21 protein-coding genes are annotated in these 22,428 nt (G+C 64.5%); 10 read left to right on the top strand and 11 right to left on the bottom strand.

Annotated features, from left to right (window positions below; translation table 11 throughout):
• Positions 1–49 precede the first annotated feature (49 nt).
• Positions 50–724, bottom strand: a complete 675-nt coding sequence (locus tag JHC79_RS03395; RefSeq protein WP_296388464.1) for a BON domain-containing protein — start codon at positions 722–724, stop codon at positions 50–52.
• 356 nt (positions 725–1,080) lie between these two features.
• Between JHC79_RS03395 and JHC79_RS03390 the strand changes: the two genes are divergently transcribed.
• Genes JHC79_RS03390 through JHC79_RS03380 form a run of 3 tightly spaced genes read left to right on the top strand, consistent with a single transcriptional unit; the run spans position 1,081 to position 3,427 of the window.
• Positions 1,081–1,935, top strand: a complete 855-nt coding sequence (locus tag JHC79_RS03390; RefSeq protein WP_296388463.1) for a hypothetical protein — start codon at positions 1,081–1,083, stop codon at positions 1,933–1,935.
• Complete coding sequence (locus tag JHC79_RS03385) at positions 1,932–2,945, top strand: NAD(P)H nitroreductase (protein ID WP_296388462.1); 1,014 nt, start codon at positions 1,932–1,934, stop codon at positions 2,943–2,945. Before JHC79_RS03390 ends, JHC79_RS03385 begins: the two co-directional genes overlap by 4 nt.
• Entirely contained in the window at positions 2,942–3,427 is a 486-nt protein-coding gene (locus tag JHC79_RS03380; protein ID WP_296388461.1) for a general stress protein, read from the top strand. Before JHC79_RS03385 ends, JHC79_RS03380 begins: the two co-directional genes overlap by 4 nt.
• Here the strand turns inward: JHC79_RS03380 and JHC79_RS03375 are convergent, their stop codons facing one another.
• On the bottom strand, positions 3,428–4,216 hold the full coding sequence (locus tag JHC79_RS03375) for a hypothetical protein (RefSeq protein ID WP_296388460.1): 789 nt from the start codon (positions 4,214–4,216) through the stop codon (positions 3,428–3,430).
• A 253-nt stretch (positions 4,217–4,469) separates the two neighbouring features.
• On the opposite strand from JHC79_RS03375, the gene JHC79_RS03370 reads away from it, so the two are divergent.
• Positions 4,470–5,966, top strand: a complete 1,497-nt coding sequence (locus JHC79_RS03370; protein WP_296388459.1) for a bifunctional aminoglycoside phosphotransferase/ATP-binding protein — start codon at positions 4,470–4,472, stop codon at positions 5,964–5,966.
• Positions 5,967–6,065: 99 nt separating this feature from the next.
• Here the strand turns inward: JHC79_RS03370 and JHC79_RS03365 are convergent, their stop codons facing one another.
• From JHC79_RS03365 to adhP, 5 genes are read right to left on the bottom strand one after another with little or no spacing between them, the layout of a single operon-like run.
• Entirely contained in the window at positions 6,066–7,457 is a 1,392-nt protein-coding gene (locus JHC79_RS03365; protein WP_296388458.1) for an NAD-dependent succinate-semialdehyde dehydrogenase, read from the bottom strand.
• Between the two features lie 36 nt (positions 7,458–7,493).
• The gene (locus JHC79_RS03360) at positions 7,494–8,903 is read right to left on the bottom strand and encodes an NAD(P)(+) transhydrogenase (Re/Si-specific) subunit beta (RefSeq protein WP_296388457.1); all 1,410 of its coding nucleotides are present in this window, start codon (positions 8,901–8,903) and stop codon (positions 7,494–7,496) included.
• Entirely contained in the window at positions 8,900–9,193 is a 294-nt protein-coding gene (locus tag JHC79_RS03355; protein WP_296388456.1) for an NAD(P) transhydrogenase subunit alpha, read from the bottom strand. Before JHC79_RS03355 ends, JHC79_RS03360 begins: the two co-directional genes overlap by 4 nt.
• Positions 9,190–10,329 carry an NAD(P) transhydrogenase subunit alpha gene (locus JHC79_RS03350; protein WP_296388455.1) on the bottom strand — a complete coding sequence of 380 codons (1,140 nt, stop codon included), beginning with the start codon at positions 10,327–10,329 and terminating at the stop codon, positions 9,190–9,192. Before JHC79_RS03350 ends, JHC79_RS03355 begins: the two co-directional genes overlap by 4 nt.
• A gap of 2 nt (positions 10,330–10,331) precedes the next feature.
• Positions 10,332–11,342 (bottom strand): alcohol dehydrogenase AdhP, encoded by a 1,011-nt coding sequence (gene adhP / locus JHC79_RS03345; protein ID WP_296388454.1) that lies wholly within the window; start codon positions 11,340–11,342, stop codon positions 10,332–10,334.
• A 213-nt stretch (positions 11,343–11,555) separates the two neighbouring features.
• On the opposite strand from adhP, the gene JHC79_RS03340 reads away from it, so the two are divergent.
• From JHC79_RS03340 to JHC79_RS03320, 5 genes are all read left to right on the top strand, one after another.
• Positions 11,556–12,974, top strand: a complete 1,419-nt coding sequence (locus JHC79_RS03340) for an amino acid permease (protein WP_296388453.1) — start codon at positions 11,556–11,558, stop codon at positions 12,972–12,974.
• Positions 12,971–15,709, top strand: a complete 2,739-nt coding sequence (locus tag JHC79_RS03335) for a cation-transporting P-type ATPase (RefSeq protein WP_296388452.1) — start codon at positions 12,971–12,973, stop codon at positions 15,707–15,709. The genes JHC79_RS03340 and JHC79_RS03335 overlap by 4 nt, the downstream gene beginning before the upstream one ends.
• Before the next feature lie 108 nt (positions 15,710–15,817).
• Positions 15,818–17,074: an arginine deiminase gene (locus tag JHC79_RS03330; RefSeq protein ID WP_296388451.1), complete on the top strand. Its 1,257-nt coding sequence runs from the start codon at positions 15,818–15,820 to the stop codon at positions 17,072–17,074.
• Entirely contained in the window at positions 17,064–18,077 is a 1,014-nt protein-coding gene (argF, locus tag JHC79_RS03325) for an ornithine carbamoyltransferase (protein WP_296388450.1), read from the top strand. Before JHC79_RS03330 ends, argF begins: the two co-directional genes overlap by 11 nt.
• The gene (locus JHC79_RS03320) at positions 18,061–19,023 is read left to right on the top strand and encodes a carbamate kinase (protein WP_296388449.1); all 963 of its coding nucleotides are present in this window, start codon (positions 18,061–18,063) and stop codon (positions 19,021–19,023) included. The genes argF and JHC79_RS03320 overlap by 17 nt, the downstream gene beginning before the upstream one ends.
• Before the next feature lie 174 nt (positions 19,024–19,197).
• Here the strand turns inward: JHC79_RS03320 and JHC79_RS03315 are convergent, their stop codons facing one another.
• From JHC79_RS03315 to JHC79_RS03305, 3 genes are all read right to left on the bottom strand, one after another.
• Positions 19,198–20,202 (bottom strand): zinc-binding alcohol dehydrogenase family protein, encoded by a 1,005-nt coding sequence (locus JHC79_RS03315; RefSeq protein WP_296388522.1) that lies wholly within the window; start codon positions 20,200–20,202, stop codon positions 19,198–19,200.
• A gap of 114 nt (positions 20,203–20,316) precedes the next feature.
• On the bottom strand, positions 20,317–20,991 hold the full coding sequence (locus tag JHC79_RS03310) for a BON domain-containing protein (protein ID WP_296388448.1): 675 nt from the start codon (positions 20,989–20,991) through the stop codon (positions 20,317–20,319).
• 153 nt (positions 20,992–21,144) lie between these two features.
• Positions 21,145–21,276 (bottom strand): hypothetical protein, encoded by a 132-nt coding sequence (locus tag JHC79_RS03305; protein WP_296388447.1) that lies wholly within the window; start codon positions 21,274–21,276, stop codon positions 21,145–21,147.
• A gap of 32 nt (positions 21,277–21,308) precedes the next feature.
• Here JHC79_RS03305 and JHC79_RS03300 point away from each other — a divergent pair, with 32 nt between their 5' ends.
• The gene (locus JHC79_RS03300; protein ID WP_296388521.1) at positions 21,309–21,674 is read left to right on the top strand and encodes a VIT1/CCC1 transporter family protein; all 366 of its coding nucleotides are present in this window, start codon (positions 21,309–21,311) and stop codon (positions 21,672–21,674) included.
• Between the two features lie 10 nt (positions 21,675–21,684).
• Here the strand turns inward: JHC79_RS03300 and JHC79_RS03295 are convergent, their stop codons facing one another.
• Positions 21,685–22,062, bottom strand: a complete 378-nt coding sequence (locus JHC79_RS03295) for a hypothetical protein (RefSeq protein ID WP_296388446.1) — start codon at positions 22,060–22,062, stop codon at positions 21,685–21,687.
• Positions 22,063–22,428 lie beyond the last annotated feature (366 nt).

Below are 22,428 nucleotides of genomic sequence, written 5' to 3'. Positions count from 1 at the left end.
GTTTCCGGAGCCAGGAGCACACGGATCAAGACTGTCAGTCGTTGCGCTGTCAGGTATCCGCCTGCACAGAGAGGTCCACCACGACCTTGCCCACGTGTGGCGATGTGCGAGCGACACGCTCGGCCTCGCCCCGCTGTGCCGGCGTCCGTACGGTTCCCGTGAGGGTGACCGTGTCGTCTGACACGGCCACGATGATTCCGTCGGCATCGGTCTTTGCGCTGCGCGCGAACGCCTCGTGGATACGTCGGGTGGTCTCGGACGCCGACGCGTGCGGCGCGAGAACGATTCGGTTGTCCACGAAGTTGACGCCCGCCAGGTGCTGGACGGCCTGTTCCGCAGCACGGCGCTCGGGGTACGACTCCACGAAACCGGTCAGGGTGACGTCGTGTCTGCTGATCTCAGCCTTGACGGAGTCGGGCACCAGTGCAGTTCGCGCCAGCGCACTCCGGACAACCCGGGCGATGTCGGGCTCGGTCACGATCGAGCTCCAGGCCGGGTGGACCACCACGTCGTCCACCATCGCGCCGACCTGGTGGATGCCGACGACAGCTTCCCGCGCGGCCAGCTTGGTCTTGTAGTCGGCGACTTCGCCACTCAGTGTGACGATTCCACCCTTGACCGAAACTCCGATCGCCGCAGCGTCCACCTCGGGTGTCCACGCGATCGCGTCCCGCACCGCCGTCTGGATGTCGCTGTCACTCCACACCTTTTCCGGTTCTGTCATCGTGCTGCCCTCCATCTGCCACCTGCGCTCGCTGGTCTGATAAATGTTCGATCACGACACCCGCCATTGCCTAGTGCCATAGGTCCCCGAGCGCAGGTGTCCGTCGCGACAGGGACCGAATGCCCTCCTATTGGTGGCGCAGTACTCGCGAACGAACCGCCCACTACACCTACCGTCGTAAGTGCCGGCCCGACGAGAGTAGAGACGCGATGCACACACGCGAGTCCATCGATCGAGGGACGATCCTGCGTTGTATCGAAACGGCCTGTCGCGCACCTTCGATCCACAACTCCCAGCCATGGAGGTGGCAGTACGACAACGGGGAGATCAGTCTCCTCCCGGACGCGACCCGCCTCATGGAGTCCGATCCGCAGGGGCGCCAGCTCGTGATGAGCTGCGGGGCCGCATTGAACCACCTGGACGTCGCTCTGCGGGGCGCCGGGATACTCGGACGAATCGAGCGGTTTCCGATGGACGGCACTCCCGCGCCACTGGCCATCGTCACCGTCCAGCGTGGGCACCGGGTGGACTCCGATGACGAAGCCTTGTTGGCGGCGATCGCGGAGCGACGGAGCGACCGCCGTCCTTTCAAGCCGGCAGATCTCGAAGCGTTCGTTCCGTTGATTCTCCTCGGGATCGATGCACTCGGCATCGCAGGGACCGTGTTGACCGACGGGTCCCGGGATGCGGTGGCGTCTGCGTCTCTGATGACGGCCGCGGTACACAGATATGACTCGGTGAACCATCACGAAATCCACTGGTGGGCGGGGCACGATCGTGCTTCAGACGGTATCCCGAGAACGCTGCTCGGTGATGCCGCCACCGCATCTGCCGTTGTCGGCCGGAACTTTCCCATCGGGTCATTGAAGCCGTCGGGCCCCCTCGCCGACGCGGCCGACTGGCTCCTGCTGTACGCCGCCGAGGACTCGCCCCGATCGTGGCTGCATGCCGGGGAAGCACTGTCCTCGGTTCTGCTCCGGGCGACGGCATCGGGGTTTGCCACGTGCACGGTGAGCCACGTCTTTCAGGACGCCGAGAGCCGAGAGCTGCTCCGCCAATCGTTGCCGCCCACCGCACGTGTCGACGCGGTTCCGCAGGTACTCGTTCGAATCGGTGCGGCTGAGTCCAGTCCGCTGACAACGAGTTCACCACGCCGAACGCTCCAGGACGTCATGGACACCACCAGCGTTCCCCAGGGTGATCGACGATGATGCCCTACCGCAGGCCTGATCAGGATCAGATCAAAGACGCAGTGCAGCTGGCTTGTAGAGCTCCCTCGATATACAACAGCCAGCCCTGGAGGTGGGAGATCGCCGATTCGACCTTGCACCTCTACTCCCGGCGGAATCCGCTGCGATCAACGGATCCCACCGGCCGCGAGATGCTCCTGAGTGTCGGAGTCGTCCTGGGGCACCTACGGGTGGTCATGGAGGGGCTCGGCTGGTACTGCGACACAACACTCCTGCCGGATCCCAACCACAGCGGCCACGTGGCCGAGATCATGTTTCGCCCCTCGCCGGCGACCACCGCAGCACAGGTTCGACGACTGAAGGCGATCGCAGAGCGGCGGACGGACCGCCTACCGATGACACCGCCCACCAACTGGGTCAACTTCTGCCGTGCTCTCACCGCGGACCTGGCCGATTCGGAGGCCGTTCTCGATGTCCTCGATGAGACAAGCAGGAGCTTGCTCGAACAGGCATCGGTGTTCGTCGAGTCGGAGCGCGCCTACGACTCGCCGTATCAGGCAGAGCTCACCTGGTGGTCGCACCGCGGCGAGTCAGCGACCGACGGGATCCCCGACAGTGCTCTGATCACCGCAGCGGAATACGAGAGAGTCGGTCTCGCGCGCCAATTCCCACCCGTCCGTCGCTCGCAGCGGCACGCAACCGTCGCACACGATGCGGCAGAAGTGGTGGTGCTGTCGACGATCAGCCACAACTTGAGAGACCTCTTGACCTGTGGTCAGGCGCTGGCGACAGTACTCATCGAAGCCACCGGTGCAGGCTATGCCACGTGCACGGTCTCTCACGTGACCGAGATCCCGGAGAGTCGCGCGATGATCGGCGTTCTCACCGCTACCAGCGCAATACCTCAGGTACTTGTCCGTATCGGAACGTCGTCGGACCGTGCCACACACCAGCAGACACCGCGAAGGGCCGTCGACGATGTCGTCACAGTCGTCTCGAGGACCACTTCCGACCAAAGGATCACGCAATGACGAACATTCTCCATGGTTCACACCGACCGACCCCAATGTCGACACCGTTGCCACCGACCGGCACCCAGATCGGCTCGTACCTCACCTATGCCGACGCACAAGCTGCCGTCGAACTACTCACCGCCGATGACTTCCCAGTTGCCAATGTCAGCATCGTCGGAGTCGACCTGGTGCAAGTCGAACGCGTCACCGGACGGCTCACGTGGACCAAGGTGATCACCGGCGGAGTCGTGGTCGGTGGATGGCTGGGCATCTTCATCGGCATGATGCTGGGATTCTTCACCGGCGAGCTGCTGTGGCCACTCGTCGTGGGAGTCGTTATGGGAGTCGCCTTCGGCGTGACGATGTTCGCGCTACCGTACGCCGCCATCCATGGGATGCGTGACTTCACCTCGACCATGCAGCTCGTCGCGGGACACTATGACCTCGTGTGTACACCGGCCACCGCGGACAACGCTCGCAGTCTCCTGACTCGCGATTAGTCACCCGGCAGCCACAGTCAAGGCGGCCGGGTCGAACACGGTCGTCAAGTCCACCCCGCGCCGCGGCGTCGCAGGGAGTGGGTCCGCATTCGCTTCCGGCCAACCGACCTTCACCATCACTTGCGACACGGGCCGCGGTACGAGAAGACGCAGGCGGGGCAGATCACGGGCAGCTGGCGCATGGGGCGACTCGGTGAGACGACAACTCGCCAACCCCAACACCGTCGCCTCCAGGAGGACAACGCCGGTGGCCTCTCCCGCCCGTAGCGCAGACGCATCGCCGTCCTGCACCTCGACGACAAGTCTCGCACCGTCGGCGTCCGGACTCGATGCGATCCGCAGCACGGCACCCCCGTCCGCACAACGGAGTTCGATCAGATCCAGGTAGTCCTGAGGTACGGCCCACGTCGCGAACCTGCGCCGGTCCGTCCTCCGTCGTGGAATGGCCGACGCCAATGCCACATCCCGCGCCGTTCCCGGTCGCGGTTCGACCTCGATATGCGCAAGGTGACAGGGGTTCACCGGATCCGGAAGCCGCGTGACCACCGACCTCCAATCAAACGCCGACAGCGCGACCCGCATGTGGTGCAGAGCGATCCCGCAGCTGATGACGGCATCTCGGTGATCACCGCTGGACCTCAAGGGTTGGCCGATGTCGTCCAGAAAGAGGTCGATTGACTGCGCGCCGACCCTCCAGGCCCAGGGTTGCGAATTGCGTGCCGAGGGAGCGCGCGACGCCAGTGATACCGCTTGCCTCACGACCGCGCTGTCCGGAAAGTGGTGATTCATGCTGAGTTCCTCGCCTGCTCGGGTACGGCTTGACGACTCACAGTGGCAGAGAGGACATATGGACACGAGAGCCTTTCGGGCCGAGGTCGCAGGACCTCGGTAGGCGATGAACACATCTTGTGCTGAAAGTCCCTTGCTCACGGGACCAGCGCACATGACGGGCAATGCCTCGAAACCGATAGCGTCATGAAGAATCGACCCTCGGTTCATTGAGGGTGTGGTGACCATGATCCGTTCGACAACAGATGCGTCCGTGGGTGTTGCAGGCCAGTCGGCGACGTATCCCGTGATCTACGACGCGCGCGAGACGCACAGCGCCTTCGTCGTGTTCGTCGGCACACGTGTGTACAAGATCAAAAAGCCGATCCGGACCGGATTCCTCGACTTCCGGACCGTCGAATCTCGCCGTCAGGCTTGCGAGCGCGAATTCGCGCTCAACTCGCGGTTCGCGGCCGATGTGTATCACGGGGTCAGCGAGCTGGCCGACCCACGGGGCGGCGTCTCCGAGCCGGTCCTGGTGATGGATCGGCTTCCCGACACGCGACGACTTGCGAGCCTGGCCCACGCGGGTGACGACCTGCGTGGTGCCGTCGTCGACGTGGCTCGCATCGTCGCCCGGGTGCATTCACGGTCTGCGCACAACGAACGGATCGACCACGAGGGATCCCGGGAGGCGTTACGTGGTCGCTGGTCGGGAAACATCGACGAGACCGTGTCGTTGGCGGACAACCCGATCGATAAAGAGTCCATCGACAAGATACGAACTCTGGTCGACACCTTCCTTGCCGGCCGCGCGCCCCTGTTCCAGGGCAGGGTCACCGGAGGACGAATCGTCGACGGCCACGGCGACCTGTTGGCCGACGACATCTTCGCGATGCCGGACGGTGTACGGATACTCGACTGCCTCGACTTCGACGACCGACTACGATTTGTCGACTCCTTGGATGACGCCTGTTGTTTGGCAATGGATCTGGAGTTCTGCGGTGGGGAGGATCTGGCCGGCCTGTTCATCGAGACGTTCACGGGGCTGAGCAAGGACAACCCGCCCCCTTCGCTCGTGCACCACTTCATCGCCTACCGGGCCTTCGTCCGGGCCGAGGTCGCAGCGATTCGTCACGCACAGGGAGACGTCTCTGCCTCGATCGAGGCGCGCACGCACGCCGAGCTCGCCCTGGCGCACCTCCGGTCTGCCGAGGTGACCCTGACCATCATCGGCGGGCTGCCGGGTAGCGGGAAGACGACCATCACATCCGGGATAGCGCGCATCCTGCCCGCAGTGGTGCTGTCCAGCGACGTAGTACGGAAACAGCTTGCCGGACTGGATCCGATGACAAACTGCCCATCCGGCTTCTGCGAGGGACTGTATTCCCCGACCACCACCGAGAGGACGTACGACGTGATCGTGCAACGCGCGAGGGATGCACTCGAGCAGGGGCATTCCGTGATCATCGACGCATCGTGGAACGCGGCCGCGCTGCGTGAGCGCGCAGAGCGCGTGGCCGACCAGACGCATTCGCGTTTGATCGAGCTCGAATGTCACGCACCTCCGTCTGTGTCGACCAGTCGGATCGCAGGACGCGGACTCAACGCCTCGGACGCGACTGTCGACGTCTACCACTCCATGTCGCAGTGCCGCGACGCATGGCCGACCGCCGTCGTGATCGACACCGGTTACCTCCCGGAAACTGCCGTGTCGGAGGCCGTGAGCGCAATTCGACACCCGGGTACGCCACACGTGGTGAGCGCCTGACGCAACCGGAGACAGAGAGGACCGGGACGATACTCAGACCTCGAGCATCGTCCCGGCCGTTGTTGGTCTCCGCTTGGCGGTCAGTACCCGAACTCTTCCTCAGGCCGGGGCGTCGATCGGGACGACGTTGATCAGCTTCTTGTTGACGAACTCGGTGATCCCGAAGTGTGACAACTCGTGCCCGTACCCGGATTTCTTGATGCCGCCGAAAGGAAGGTCCGCGCGCGTCCATGTCGGGTGGTTGACGAAAACCATTCCCGTGTCGATCTGCGATGCCAGCCGCTTGCCGTGCTCGACGTCCGCGGTGAAGATCGAGCCGCCGAGACCGTAACTGGAGTCGTTGGCGATCCGAATGGCGTCTTCTTCATCGCGGGCTCGGAAGATCAACGCGACCGGTCCGAAGAATTCCTCGTCGTAGGCGGGGTTCTCGCGGTCGATCTCGGTGATGATCGTCGGCTGCATGAATGCACCCGTCGATGGCACCGACTCACCGACCTCGGTGACGACCGCCCCACAGTCGGCGGCGATCTTGACCTGCGAACGCAGGCCGTCCACTGCGCTCTGTGACGACATCGGTGGCAGTGTCGTGCTGGCCAGGAACGGATCGCCGGCGGCGAGTCGGGTCATCGCAGCCGTGAACTTCTCGATGAACTCGAAAGCAACGCTGTCGACGACGATGATCCGCTTCGACGCCACACAGCACTGACCACCGTTGTTCATCCGCCCCCACAACGCCCAGGTGACGGTCTTGTCGATGTCCGCATCGGCGAGGACGATGAGTGCGTCGGTGCCACCCAGCTCCATGGTCGACTTCTTGAGGTTCTTCCCGGCCCGGGCTGCGAGAATCGATCCGGCCTGCTCGCTGCCGGTCAGCGCCACCCCGCGAATCCGATGGTCGTCGACCAGTGCAGAAACCTGCTCCTTTGTTGCGTACACATTGGTGTAGAGGCCATCCGGAGCGCCGGCATCGCGGAACAGCCGCTCGAACGCGGCGGCAGCCTGCGGCACGATGGACGCATGCTTGACGATGACGACGTTGCCGGCCATGAGGTTCGGCCCCGCAACGCGAGCCAGCTGATAATAGGGGAAGTTCCAGGGCTGAACACCGAGAAGAATACCCAGCGGCTCGCTCACCACCGTCGCATCACCGTGTTCACCCGACGCAATGCCCAGATGTTCTGGGGCCAGGAACTTCTCGGCGTTGTCGGCGTAGTACTCGAGGATGGACGCGGAGAGTTCCACCTCGCCCAGGCTCTCCGCGAACAGCTTTCCCATCTCGAGGGTGAGGAGACCGGCGTATTCGTCCGCGTTCTCACGCAACAGGGCCGCCGCCCGACGGATGAAGTGCGACCGCTCCGCGAATGGGGTCAGCCGCCATGACTCGAAGGTGGTCTGCGCACGATCGACAATGACGCGTAGGGCCTCGTCCGTCATATCGGGGAAGGTGGCCACGACCTCATTGGTGAACGGATTCGTCGACATGTATGTCATCAGTTGTTCCTATCGTTGAAAATCTGGTGGTGGACGTCAGGCGACGAGCACCTTGATGGCCGAGAGCAGCTGTTGCAATGACTCTTTGGCGTCACCGAACAGCATGCTGGTCCGCGGCTCGGCGTAAAGCTCGTTGTCGATACCGGCGTATCCGCGGCCCATGGATCTCTTGAGCACGATGACGCTGGTGGCCTTGTCCACATCGAGGATCGGCATACCCGACACAGGGTTGCCGGCGCGTCGAGCCGCGGGGTTGGTCACGTCATTGGCGCCTACGACGAGCGCCACGTCGGTCTGGGCGAATATCGGGTTGCTCTCATCCATGTCTTTCAGCTCGGAGTAGGGAACGTTGGCCTCGGCCAGGAGAACATTCATCTGGCCCGGCATGCGGCCGGCGACAGGGTGGATTGCGTAGCTGACGTCGACACCACGAGAGGTCAGCAGCGCTCCGAGGTCTGCAAGCTCGTGCTGTGCGCGTGCTGCGGCCAACCCGTAACCGGGTACGACCACCACCCTGTGGGCATAGGCGAGCTGGATGGCCACGTCGTCAGCCGTCGTCTGGCGAACCGCGGCGCTCGAAGTCCCCTTTCCCGCAGGCTGATCGGTGGCGCCCCCGAATCCTCCGACGACGATTGCGATGATCGACCGATTCATCGCCTTACCCATCAACACGCTGAGAATTGCCCCTGCTGCACCGACGAGCGCGCCGGCGATGATCATGATCGGATTACCCAACGCCAGGCCCGTCATCGCCACGGCAGTTCCGGTACATGCGTTGAGCAGTGAGATCACGACCGGCATGTCGGCTCCGCCGATGGGCAGAACGATCAGCACGCCGGCGGCGAGCGACGCGGCCACGACGATCACCAGTGGGATGACGTCACCGGTATGCAGCGCCAGCCATATCGCGCCCACGATCGCGAACCCGATGGCGGACAACTCCAGCGCTCGGTGACCGGGAAGTCGGACAGGATTGCCGGACAGAAAGCCCTGCAACTTTCCCGCCGCCACGAAGGAGCCTGCGACGGTCAACGATCCGATGAGGATTCCGAGGCCGGTGGTGGCGCCGACGCTGATCGCGGTCGTGCCGTTTGCGCGCAGGGCCTCGTCGACACCGATCAGCGCCGCCGCACCGCCGCCCACCATGTTGAAGCTGCTCACCAACTGTGGCATGGCAGTCATCGCGACACGTCGACCCGCAATCAGACCGATCGCCGACCCGACCGCCACAGCGATCACCAAGACCAGCGGTGCAGCCGTGAGGGTGAAGCCGTCGAGGGTCACCGCGACGAAAGCGATGACAACTGCGGCGGACATCCCGGTCGCCGAGATGGCGTTGCCGCGACGGGCCGTCCGTGGTGAGTTCATCAGGTGCAGACCGACCACGAAGGTGACCGCGCAGGCCAGGTAGAGCAGTGACTGAAGGTTCGACCACAGCGGGGTCATCGAGCGTCCGCATCGTGGTGGAACATGCCGAGCATCCGGTCGGTGACCAGATATCCGCCCACCACATTGATCGATGCCAGTGCGGCCGCGAATCCCATCACCACGATCCCCCACGGCGAGTTGACCTCCCCGGCGACGATGATCACCCCGATGAGGACAACACCGTGAACTGCGTTGGCCCCGGACATCAGCGGCGTGTGCAGCGTCGCGGGAACCTTGCCGATCACCTCGGCGCCGACGAGAAGCGCCAGCACGAAGACCGTGATCCCGGTGATGAAATCGATACTCATGTACCCACCTTCAGCAATTCTTCGTTTGTGGACGCCGTGGCACCGACGATGATGGCCGCCGCGATCTGATCATCGGGATCGACCGTGACCTCGCCGTCGCGCACCATGTGGGCGATGAGGTCTGCGATGTTCCTTGCGAACGCGGCCGACGACGCGGCGGGTATCGTCGAGGCGAGTTGTCCCGCTCCGATGACGGACACCCCCGTCGGCATCACCACTGTCTTGTTCTCGACAGATCCGACGACGTTGCCGCCGAGATCACTGGCTCCCATGTCGATGACGACCGAGCCCGAGTGCATCGCTTCGAGCGCTTGCGCGGTGACCAGGACCGGTGGCCGGCGGCCGGGAACCCGCGCCGTGGTGATCACCACATCGAACGCCGACACCGCGGATTGCAGCTCTGCCTGCTGGGTCGTGCGCTGCTCCGGCGTCAGCGCCCCGGCATATCCGTCCGCGCCACCTGTCGGCACCATGGTGGGTAGCTCGAGAAACCGCGCGCCGAGCGACTCGATCTCTCCCCGGGTCTCGGGGCGAACGTCGTAACCGGTGACGTCTGCGCCGAGGCGACGAGATGTACCGATGGCCTGGAGGCCTGCCACACCCGCTCCCAGCACCAGAAGTCGCGCGGGGCGGAACGTCCCAGCAGCGGTGATCATCATCGGGAAGTACTGGCCGAAGATGTGTGCCGCGAGCACGGCGGCCTTGTAGCCGGCCGCACTGTCCTGTGAGGTCATCGCGTCCATGGACTGGGCGCTGCTCAGCGTTCTGGGGAGCAGCGACAAATCCAGTCCCACCACCGAATTCGCGGTGATCGTACGGACCAATTCATCGTTCGTACGTGTGTCGAGCATACCGGCCAGGTATTGGCCGGCGTGCATCTGTGCGACGACATCGAGAGAAGGGTGCACGCACGTGATGATGTCGGCTGTGCCGATCACGTCGTCGAGTGTCGAGATCCGCGCGCCTGCGGCGATGTATTCGGCATCACCCACCCACGCTCCTGCTCCGGCGCCCGTCTCGACCATCACGCTGACACCACTGCGCTGCAGCCGATTCACCGACGACGGCGTGACGCTGACCCGCTTCTCCCCGGGCACCCGCTCGCGAACGGCGCCCACCCACAAGGTGCTGACCACGGTCAGAATTCGAATACCAGTCGGGCGGTTACCCGCCCGGCGAGTACATCACTGAAGCAGTCATTGACCTCGTCGAGCTTCCGACCGACTGCGGACACCGTGGTCCGGCCGGCCTTGTGTAGCGCGAACACCTCACGAAGGTCTTTGCGGGTACCGACGATCGAACCCAGGACAGAGATGCCGCCGACGACGGTTTGAAAGATGGGAACAGGGAACACACCGTGGGCCGGCATCGACACGCAGACCAGCCGACCACCCCGCCGAAGCGATCGAAACGCCTGATCGAAGACGCTCGGGATCACGGCGAGCACTATGGCGACGTCGGCTCCGCCGAGCGCCTGGATGGCCTCCACCGGATCGGTCGTGGTCGAGTTGACAGTGTGGTCGGCGCCCAGTTCGCGGGCCAGGTCCAGCTTCTCGTCCTCGATGTCGACTGCCGTGACGAACCCGCCGGCGATCCGGGCGTACTGAACGGCCATGTGTCCCAGGCCGCCGACACCGAAGATCGCCACTCGTTGCGCGGGAGCAACGCCGCCGACCTTCACCGCCTTGTACGTGGTCACTCCCGCGCAGGTCAGTGGCGCTGCGTCGAATGAGGTGACTCCCTCGGGAACCGTCACCACGTATCGAGCGTGGGCGACGGCGTACTCGGCGTACGCGCCGTCGACCGAGTAGCCGCTGTTCTCCTGCTTCTCGCACAGGGTCTCCCATCCGGAGACGCAGTGGTCACACTCACCACACGCCGAACCCAGCCAGGCGATCGCGACCCGCTCGCCGATACGTCGCGCATCCACCCCGGGGCCGACCTGTTCGATGACACCTATGCCCTCGTGGCCGGGAACGAACGGCAGCGTCGGTTTGGCGGGCCAGTCCCCGTTGGCTGCGTGGATGTCTGTGTGACACACACCGCACGTCTCCATGCGCACGAGTACGTGATCCGGTCCGGGAACCGGAATCGGGATGTCCTGCACCGTCAGTGGCGCGCCGAACTCGGTCACTACTGCTGCTCTCATCGCGGTGATCCTCCAGCCATTCGTCTAATGCCCGTCTCGAGGAATCGAGCGATGCATACGTAAGAGAATGCGCTGCGACACCACTGCTTCGTAGGGCACGAAGTCACCATCGCGTCATCGGAACGAGGCCTCCGCGTTCATGACCGGCGGCCCTCGACCACGGGACTTTCGGCCGCTCCGACCCGACCCACCCCGGATCTACCGTGGCCGACCATGAGCGAAAACACGCCGGCGGACGCACGCCGTTTCGGCCTTCCCACTGCCACCGCACTCGTCGTGGGTTCGGTGATCGGTACGGGCGTCTTCGCCCTCCCCTCGGCACTGGCGGCCTACGGGCCGATCAGTCTGGTCGCGTTCATCTTCGTCACGATCGGTGCCGTGGCCCTTGCGCTGACGTTCGGGGCGTTGTCGAAACGCATTCCCGGCTCAGGTGGGCCATATCTCTATGCGCGTGACGCATTCGGCGAGTTCGCCGGCTTCCTCAACGCCTGGACGTACTGGATCACCGCGTGGGCGGGGAATGCGGCGATCGTTGTCGCTCTCGTCGGTTACGTCGAGGTGTTCTGGAACACCGAACACAAGACCCTGTGGTCCATCCTCATCGCTATCGCGGGTCTGTGGATCCCGGCCCTGATCAACCTCTCCGGCATTCGCAACATGGCGATCACCCAGATCGTCACCACAGTGTTGAAGTTCATTCCCCTGCTGTTCATGGCGACCGTCGGATTGCTGTTCATCAAGGCCGACAACTTCGGAGCCTTCAACGCGAGCGGGACGTCAACGGCTGGTGCCATCTCAGCGGCATCTGCCATCGCTCTGTTCAGCTACCTGGGTATCGAGACCGCATCGGTCGCCGCCGGTCGGGTCCGCAACCCCGCCAAGAATGTCGCTCGCGCAACGATCTTCGGCACACTCGGCTGTGCGGTGGTCTACATCCTCGGGACACTGACGGTGTTCGGGACCGTCTCCAACGCTGCCCTGCAGAAATCGACCGCACCGTTCACCGACTCGGCGAATGCGATCTTCGGCGGTCAATGGGCAGGCGACGCCGTTGCCATCGCCGCCATCATCTCAGGGCTGGGGTGCCTGATCGGATGGACTCTGATCATCGGCGAGATGCCCATGGCGGCGGCGAAAGACCGCCTGTTCCCCGAGCCCTTCGGCCGAACCCATCGCGGTATACCGGTGTTCGGCATCATCAGCTCCACTGTCCTGGCGTCGGTCCTGACCGTCATCAGCTATACCCAGTTCGACAAGGTCTTCACGACCCTCGTCCTGCTGTCGGTGTTCACGGCCGTCGTGCCCTACCTCTTCAGCACGGCCGCGCAGCTGTACTGGTTGCTCACGTGCGGTCGCGTCGAGGCCTGGCCGCGCCTGGTCAGAGATTGCGGAGTCTCCGCACTCGCTCTCGTGTTCTCGTTCTGGTCGCTGGCCGGGAGTGGCTACCAGGCCGTGTACTACGGGGTGTTCTGCCTGATGCTGGGAATCCCCATCTACATGTGGCTCAAGATAGGACGCGACGAGTACGGCGAGACACTGACCATACCTGTCGGTTTCACTCAGGAGGCGACCCAGGACAGGCCTGTTTCACCTGTACAAGCCGGGCCACCGGCCGTCGACGTCACGCTGTGACCGTCGGCCACCTCGCGTCCCACACCGACACCGAGTCTGACGTCGATCCGCAGCGTTCGATCGCCGTGCTGTTCCGAGACCTGCACACGGGACCCGACGGACTCGACGAGAACGAGGCGGCCCGTCGCCTCGCTGTTCACGGCCCGAATGAATTGACGCGGAGCAGGTCCCGCACGTGGCCGCACGAACTGCGCACGCAGTTCACCCAGCCCCTCGCGATTCTCCTGTTTCTCGCAGCGGTTCTCGCGTGGGTTGGTGGTACACCGGCGCTCTCCTACGCTGTGCTCGCCGTGATCCTGCTCAACGCAGCGTTCGCTTTCGCCCAGGAGATGCAGGCCGAAAAGGCCGTCGACGCACTCGCTGCGATTCTTCCCGCGACCACGCGCGTCGTGCGGGCAGGCGCACGTCGCGACATCCCGGCACGCGAAGTCGTCCCCGGCGACGTTCTCGCCATATCCGAGGGCGACAAGATCAGCGCTGACGCGCACATCATCAGCGGTGAGGCGACCATCGACCTCTCGTCGCTGACGGGTGAGTCGATGCCGGTGGATCGCACCGGTGCGAAGGGAGAATCGACCGCAGCTCTCCTGGACGATCGCAACCTGGTGTTCAGCGGAAGCACCTGCACGCGTGGCGAACTGACCGCGACCGTCACGCGCACCGGCATGAGCACCGAACTCGGGCGGATCGCATCGTTGTCGCAGCCCGTGAGGACCGAGCCGAGTCCCCTGGAGCGACAGGTCAAGCGTGCGACGCTGATCATCGCGGCGGTCGCACTCGCCGTGGGAGCAGCGTTCCTGCCCGCCGGACTCGCAGCTGGTCTCGGTTGGAGCGCCGCGATCAGCTTCTCCATCGGACTCATCGTCGCCAACGTCCCCGAGGGGCTGCTACCCACCATCACGTTGGCTCTGGCGGCCGGCGTGCGCGAGTTGGCCCGACGCGGAGCGGTCGTCAAACGACTCTCCGCCGTGGAAACGCTGGGTTCGGTCACGGTCATCTGCACAGACAAAACCGGAACCCTCACCGAGAACAGGATGCGGGTGACCCACCTCTGGGCCGGCGGTTCCGAGCTCGGGTTCCAGGGTCCCCGAACCGGTGGCGTCGCCGCACGTCTCGTCTCGACCGCCGCGGCATGCACCACGGCCGAGTCACCGACAGACGCACAACCGACCGGCCTCGGCGATCCCACCGAGTTGGCTCTGCTGCAGCTCGCATCAGACCTCGAGATCGGTGTGACCACCAACGCTCGGGCAGGCACACGACGGCACACCTTCCACTTCGACGGACATCTCAAACGGATGTCGACCATCGACGCCCACGGGGACGCGAACGTCGTGCACACCAAGGGGGCTCTGGAAACCGTGCTCCCCTGTTGCACCCACGTCGTCGCCGCCGACGGCACCGTCGTACCCATGGACAATGTCCATCGCCACGAGCTCACCGCCACACTCGAGGCATACGCACGCACAGGTCTACGGGTCCTTGCCGTCGCCGAGCGGACAACCGGTTCGCACGAAGGCGTTGTGACTGACCGCGCGGTCGCCGAGTCGGGTCTCACCATGATCGGACTGGTCACGATGGTGGACCCACCGCGCGCCGGCGTCGCAGAGGCCGTGGCCGATGCCCACCGAGCGGGCATACGCATTCACGTCGTCACCGGGGACAACGGGCTGACCGCAACGGAGATAGCCCGGCAGGTGGGCATCGGCGTCTCGGGTAGCACGATCGTCGACGGTGACGAGCTCGACAAAATGACCGACGCGGAGCTCGAGGCGGTGATGTCTCGCGAACAGGAGATCATCTTCGCCCGCGTCTCACCTGAGGCCAAACTAAGGATCGCCAGGGGATTTCAGGCCCGTGGACACGTCGTGGCGATGACCGGCGACGGGGTCAACGACGCTCCGGCGCTCCGCCACGCCGACATCGGCATCGCCATGGGTAAATCGGGCACAGATGTGGCTCGCGAGGCGGCCACCGTCGTGCTCACCGACGACGACTTCGCGACCATCGTCTCCGCTGTCAGCGCCGGACGGCAGGTGTACGACAACGTCCGAAAGTTCGTCCTCTACATCTTCGCGCACGCAGTCCCCGAAGTCGTCCCGTTCCTCATCTTCGCGCTGAGTGGGGGCGCGGTGCCCCTGCCTCTGACCGTTCTGCAGATCCTCGCGATCGATCTCGGCACCGAGACGATCCCTGCACTCGCGCTGGGGAGGGAACAACCAGAGCCCGGATTGATGGACCGCCCGCCGCGATCACGCAGCGCGGGAATCATCCACCGAGCATTGCTGATCCGCGCCTGGCTACTGCTGGGCCTGGTCTCGGCTGTCCTGGTGATGACGGGCTTCTTCGTCACGCTGTGGTGCGCCGGCTGGAGTTGGGGCGACCCGACAGGATCAGGGACGGCCCTGCATCACGCATACCTGCAGGCGACGACCATCACCTTTGTCGGCATCGTGGCATGCCAGATCGGTACTGCCTTCGCGGCGCGTACCGACCATGCCTCACTGTGGCACATCGGCTTGTGGAGCAATCGTCCTCTGCTCTGGGGGATAGCGTTCGAACTCGTCTTCACTGCAGCAGTCGTCTACGCGTCGCCTCTGCAGGCCGTGTTCGGGACCGCCGCTCTGCAGCCGGCCCAGTTGGCCGTCGTGCTCCCGTTCCCCTTCATCGTTTGGGGCGCCGATGAACTCGTTCGTTTCATTAAGAGACAGAAACAAGCCCGGACGGCTTTGTGAGGGGCCGTCGAATCGTCTGAGCACATCCCTGCGATTCGGGGACGTTGTGCCCTGTCCGGCACGAGCGCCGACCAGCAGGATCGAGTCAACGACACCACCACGCAGGAGATGACAGTGAACAACTCGTTCGGAGTCCATTCAGAAGTAGGGCAACTACGCCAGGCGATCATCCATCGCCCGGGCCTGGAACTGTCGCGGCTGACCCCCGACAACTGCGACGAGCTGCTGTTCGACGACGTGCTCTGGGCCGAGAGTGCACACGCCGAGCACGATGCATTCGCCGACAAACTCCGCTCCCACGGCGTCGAAGTGCACTACTTCACCACGCTGTTCAGCGAGATCCTGGCCAACGACGAGGCGCGTGCGTTCGTTCTCGACCGCACCTGCACTCCCGAACAGGTCGGGCCCACACTGGCCGGCCCCTTGCGTGAACTGGCAGACGCGAGTGACCCGGCCGACCTGGCAAGTCTGCTGGTCGGTGGCATCACCCGCTCCGACCTGTCCCCTCTGCATGTCGGCAGCCTGCGCTGGGACACGCTCGAACTCGACGACTTCGTCCTCCCGCCCCTACCGAACACCCTGTTCCCGCGAGACAACTCGGCGTGGATCTACGGCGGGGTGACGGTGAATCCGATGGCCAAGGCGCCGCGACGGCGAGAAGCGCTGCACAGCCGCGCAATCTACCGATTCCACCCCTTGTTCACGCGCGAGACGTTCGCCACCTATTACGGCGACGACGACGTCTCCCACCAGCCGGCCACTCTCGAGGGTGGCGACATCCACGTCCTCGGCCGAGGGGTCGTGCTGATCGGGATGGGGGAACGGACCACGCCCATGGGGGTCGAAATCGTTGCGCGCGAACTGTTCCGAAGCAGACAGGCCACGACCGTGATCGCCGTGCAGCTGCCGAAGTCGCATGCTTTCATGCACCTCGACACCGTGCTCACCATGCTCGACCGCGACACGTTCATCCGTTACCCGTATCTCGATCCTGCATCCCTGCGGCCGTGGGTCATCACCGCGGCCGATCCCGAAGAGATGGTCGAGCACGACACCGGAGGCCTCCACGTCGAGGAACGGTCCGACCTGTTCGAGGTCATCACCGACGCTCTCGGACTCGACAAGATCAAGGTTCTCTCCGCGGATGAGGACGTTCGTTCCGCGCAACGCGAGCAGTGGGACGACGCCAACAACTTCCTGGCAGTATCTCCTGGAATCGTGATCGGCTACGAACGCAACACCATCACGAACAACATGCTGCGCGAGAACGGTATCGATGTCGTCGGCATCGTCGGCAACGAACTCGGACGCGGTCGCGGCGGGGCGCGATGCATGACCTGTCCGATCCAGCGCGATGGGATCTGAGATGTCCGGGACACGGGTTCGCGGGTCATTGCTCAAGGAATCCGATCTCTCCAAGGCCGAGTTTCTTTCGCTCGTCGAGCATGCCCGGGCGCTCAAGAACGATCGTCGCGCCGGCACCCGATGCCGACGGCTCATCGGCAAGAACGTCGCTCTGATCTTCGAGAAGAGTTCTACACGCACACGGTGCGCCTTCGAAGTTGCCGCGCACGACGAGGGGGCACACGTGACCTACCTCGACCCGGCAGGCTCACACCTCGGGAAGGATGAATCGGTTCCGGACACGGCACGCGTCCTCGGAAGGATGTTCGACGGCATCGAGTTTCGCGGCTTCGACCAGCACACCGTGGACCAGCTGGCCGAGTTCTCCGGCGTTCCCGTCTGGAACGGACTGACAGACCAATGGCACCCCACCCAGATGCTCGCCGACGTGATGACCATGGTGGAGAATCACCGGGGCCCCATCGAGTCCATCGCTGTGTGCTTCACCGGCGACGGGCGGAACAACGTCGCGAGGTCGCTGCTGGTCACCGGAGCGCTTCTCGGTCTGGACGTCCGCATCGCCGCTCCGAGGCAGCTGTGGCCCCCAGACGACGTGGTCCAGATCGCGAACGATCTCGCAGCGACGAGCGGTGCACGACTTCTCGTCACGGACGACCTCTCCACCGCGGTCGATGGGGTCGACTTCGTGTACACCGACGTGTGGGTGAGCATGGGTGAGACCGACGAGCACTGGGCACAGCGTGTTCCGCTCCTGCTGCCCTACCGGGTCACCGCGGCGGTGCTGAAGTCGTCACACAACCCCGACGTCAAGTTCTTGCACTGCCTCCCTTCGGTACACGATCGCAGTACGGCGTTGGGGCGGCGTCTGTTCGATCAGTTCGATCTGGACGGCGCCGAGGTCACCGACGAGGTCTTCACCTCGCCCGCGTCGGTGGTCTTCGATCAGGCCGAGAATCGGATGCACACCATCCGTGCCGTGCTCGTGAATGCGTTGGCTGACTGACGTGCGCCTTGTCGTGGCCATCGGCGGAAATGCTCTGCTGGAACGTGGCGAGAAGCCAGACGCATCCGTTCAGCTCGGTCACATCCGCTCCGCAGCTGCGGCTCTTGCACCGCTCGCACGTGACCACGAGGTGGTCCTGTGTCACGGAAACGGGCCGCAGGTGGGACTTCTCGCCCTGGAGAGCGATGCCGACGAAACATTGTCGCACCCCTATCCGCTGGACGTTCTCGGCGCGCAAACACAGGGGATGATCGGGTACTGGTTGTCGCAGTCTCTTCACAATGCCGGGGTGACGAAACAGATTGCCAACATCACGACACAAACCGTCGTGGACGCCGCCGACGCCTCGTTCGCCGACCCCAGCAAGCCGATCGGACCGGTTTACACCGAGGCCCGGGCACGAGCCCTGTCACGCGAGCACGGATGGACGGTTGCCGCAGACACCGCCTCATGGCGACGGGTGGTCCCCTCGCCGCGTCCGATCCGACTGATCGAACAAACCACGATCGACGTGCTGATCGAGTCCGGCTGCGTGGTGATATGCGGCGGCGGAGGCGGAGCACCTGTCGTCGAGGAGGCCTCCGGCCGGTTGCGCGGCGTGGAAGCCGTTGTTGACAAGGACCTCACGGCAACGGTGCTCGCGGAGGCGATCCGCGCCGACCACCTACTCGTGCTGACCGACGTCCCCGCTGTGGTCGACAGGTTCGGAACCGCCCATTCGTCGCCGCTCGACCGGGTGTACACCGACGAACTCCATCTCAAGAACTTCGCCGTCGGGTCCATGGGACCCAAGGTCCGAGCATGCATCGACTTCGTGCGCGCCACCGGCAGATCCGCATCGATAGGAGCGTTGACAGACGCAGAGGGGGTACTCGCCGGCCGATCGGGGACGACCATCCTCGACCGGCCCTCAGAGGATCTCGAGATGGGTCGGCGGCGTGCGTGACCGATGACCCGACTGAGCGTCTCACACAACGACCCCGCCGTCGGTCTTCACATCGCAGGGCGCGATCGTCGCAGGGTGTGGTGCCGCCCGTACCGGCGGAGGCGACGTCTCGATGATGGTCGTCTCCGGAACTCGTTGCCCACGCTCAAGCGGCACGTGCGAACGCGCCGTTCGCTAGTCGCAGTTCGTCAACACCGCGGCGCCATCGAATCGGCCGGCCTTGAGGTCTTGAAGAACCGTTTGCGCCTGCTCCAACCGGTACCGACGCATTGTGACCTGGAGATGGTGGTCCGCAGCGAAACGTAAGAATGCCTCCCCGTCCGCTCGGGTGTTCGCCGTGACACTGCGGATCTCTTTCTCGTAGAACATCTCGTGCTCGTAGTTCAACCGGGGGACATCGCTGAGATGAATTCCCGCAATGGCGAGGACCCCGCCGCGGTCGAGTGCCCGCAGCGCGACGGGTACCAGCTCACCGACCGGCGCGAAAAGGATGGCGCTGTCCAACGCCTCCGGCGGCGCGTCATATGCTCCCGTCGCCGACGACGTGCCGAGGTCGAGTGCAAACTGTTGCGCCCGAGCTCCACGGGTCATCACGTGAACGGTGGCGCCCTGACAGATCGCGACCTGCGCGGTGAGGTGTGCGCTGCCACCGAAACCGTATATTCCGAGCCGCCCACCCGCGGGAAGGGCGGCGCGTGACAGTGCTCGGTAACCGATGATGCCCGCGCACAGGAGCGGCGCCAGCTCGGTGTCGCTGTACCCCGCCGGCAACCGATAGGCGAACCGCGCCGGCACGGTGGTGTACTCGGCGTATCCGCCATCGCTGTCCCATCCGGTGAACTTCGAACGAGGACACAGGTTCTCGTCACCCCGCATGCAGTATCGACAGACACCACAGGTCTCACGCAGCCAGGCCACCCCGACCTTGTCGCCGACCGAGTGACCCGTCACCCGCGAACCGAGTCCCACCACGGTTCCGACGATCTCGTGCCCGGGGGTGACGCGGGACCGGTGTGGTGCCAGATCCCCTTCACTGACGTGCAGATCGGTACGACACACTCCGCAAGCGTGCACTCGCACCAGAAGATCGTGCGGTTCCGGGTGCGGCACCGGCTTGCGTTCGAAGATCAACGGGGACGATTCGATCGGGCCGGGACCACGAACAGCCCACGCGTCCATCATGTTCGTCGCGGTTGACGACATCGTGCACCTCCAGACGGATTCCGGATCATCGACAACTCGCGATCCCCTGCGGGGTGCGCCAGAGCGCGCACCCAGCAGGCGGATCGGTGATCAGTTGAGCGGGCGCACCGTCATGCGGTCGTGCACCTCGGACACATGTGGCGATGCCCAGGCTGCCCGCTCTGCTTCGCGACGCTCCGCCCAGGACCGCACGGTTCCGGTGAGGGTGACCGCGTTGCCCGAGACCGCAACCGTGATCGCGTTGGCGTCGATCTGCGCATTACGGGTGATCGCGTGCCGGATCCGCTTCTCTGTATCCGGTACCGACACCCGCGGGGTCAAGGTGATCAGGTTGGCGACATAGTCGACACCTTTGAGGTGCTCGACGACTCGTCCGGCAGCGGCGCGCTGGAAGTTCCAACTCACCGCACCGGTCAGGGTGACGTCGTGACCACGGATCTCGGCCTGCACCGAATCGGGGACGCTTCCGGCCCACATCAGCGCATGTTCGACCTCCTTGGCGACGTCGTGCTCGGTGACCGAGTCACCCCAACCGGGGTGAACGGTCATGTCGTCGACGATGGCCGTCACACCGCGGACTCGCAGCGCAGCACGCCTGGCGTTCGCTCGGGTCACGTACCCGCCGACCTCACCGGACAGGGACACAACCCCGTCGTCGACCGCCACCCCGATACCAGGGGCATCGACCTCGGGCGTCCAGGTGAGTTCGTCCTGAACCGCGGACTGGATGTGGGTGTCGGTGAATATGGGAGTTGCAATGGTCATGATGTTTGTCCTCTCATGAGCGTGCACCATAGGCCCGCTCTGATCCGATGGTCGTCGTTCAATTGGCGGCCGCCTAGTGTCTTTGGACTCGCACTCAGGGGACTCGACCGCCGTGCCGAGACGCGTTGAGCACCAGGAGTCTTATATCTGTCCTCAGATCGTGAGTGCCGCGAGCCCGATCACTGCGACCAGCACGGCTCCTAACAGCAGTACGGTGCAGGGGATCGCAAAGGCCAGGCCGGTCAATGTGCCGAGTGCGACGGTGGCGATGGACGCAGTCGCCACTGCGGTGAGCAGTAACCCACGGGGCAGAGTGGATCTCGCCGAAAGGACCAGAGAGGTCGACGGCGCGTGCGTCATCGCAGGTCGTGGCAGGAGCATTGGCGCTGATCGGTTGCCTCAGCGCCCGGATAGGGGATGCGGACCGCGTCAGGGCCGTACTGCGGGTAACTGTCGGCGGCGTGATCGCGATGGCCGCAACATATCTCATCGGCCCCTCGTGGGTAGCGCAGTCACGTAACCTGATTGGACCCGGACGCCAAGCAACATTCACTGCGAAGCAAGCCCGGCTACGAGATCGCCGCCACCGGCCTCCGCGAATCCATCACCGGAGAACGCTCGGGAGCTGCGTCGTGAGGCATGGGCCAGTTGCATTGCTGAGCCGGCCGAGTTTTACCAGGTGACGTGGCGGCGTTAGACGGCGTGCTTGTGATGGTCTTTCCGAGAGTTCAGAAGGACCAGGGTGAGGATGACTTCGCAGGTACCGAGGCCGAAGTAGACCACTTGGAGCCAGGAGAACTCTCCGAGGATCGCAAGCTCGGCGAAGATCCAGATCATCATCCCGAAGCCGGCGATGGCAGTGAGAACTGCGTTGTTCGAGTGGCGGTTGTGCGCGGTGATCGCAGCCGCCAGTTGAGTGCCGCCGACCACGAACCCCAAGATCAGCCCCGGTCCCACGTAGCTGTCGAACGGGGTGCCCTTCAAATACTCCAGGGGTAGGCCCGCACCGTTGAACACTACGCCGAGGATTCCGCCGATCACCGCTGATGCCGCACCGAACCACAGCAGCACCAGCAGACAGTCACGCGCGCGCGACCGGTTCACGGCTACGGCCCAGGTGCTTCGGTCGAGTCCTGAGCCGGCGGTACAGCAGGCGCTGCGTCGGTGAGCATGCGGATGAGTTGAATGTCGTCCAACGCGCTCCAGGGTCCGCGGGAGGGCCAAGCATCTGAGTTGTCCTCCATTCCACGAGTGCGTGATTTGCCGCCCAGGCCAACCGCTTCGGTGGCCGAGGCCGCGATCTTTGCACGTACCGCGTGGTGCAGCCACCAGCACCCCCACCCCAGCAACGCCAGCACGAACAACGCGGCGATCATGTGACGGCCGGCTTCGTGACGCCGTTGAGCATCTTGGCCGATCCGTTCAGCTCGGCGGCAC

It is taken from the genome of Williamsia sp., assembly GCF_016462415.1.
GTDB lineage: Bacteria > Actinomycetota > Actinomycetes > Mycobacteriales > Mycobacteriaceae > Williamsia_A.
The sequence above is the reverse complement of the archived record's forward strand: the minus strand, read 5'-3'. Positions and strand labels throughout refer to the sequence as shown.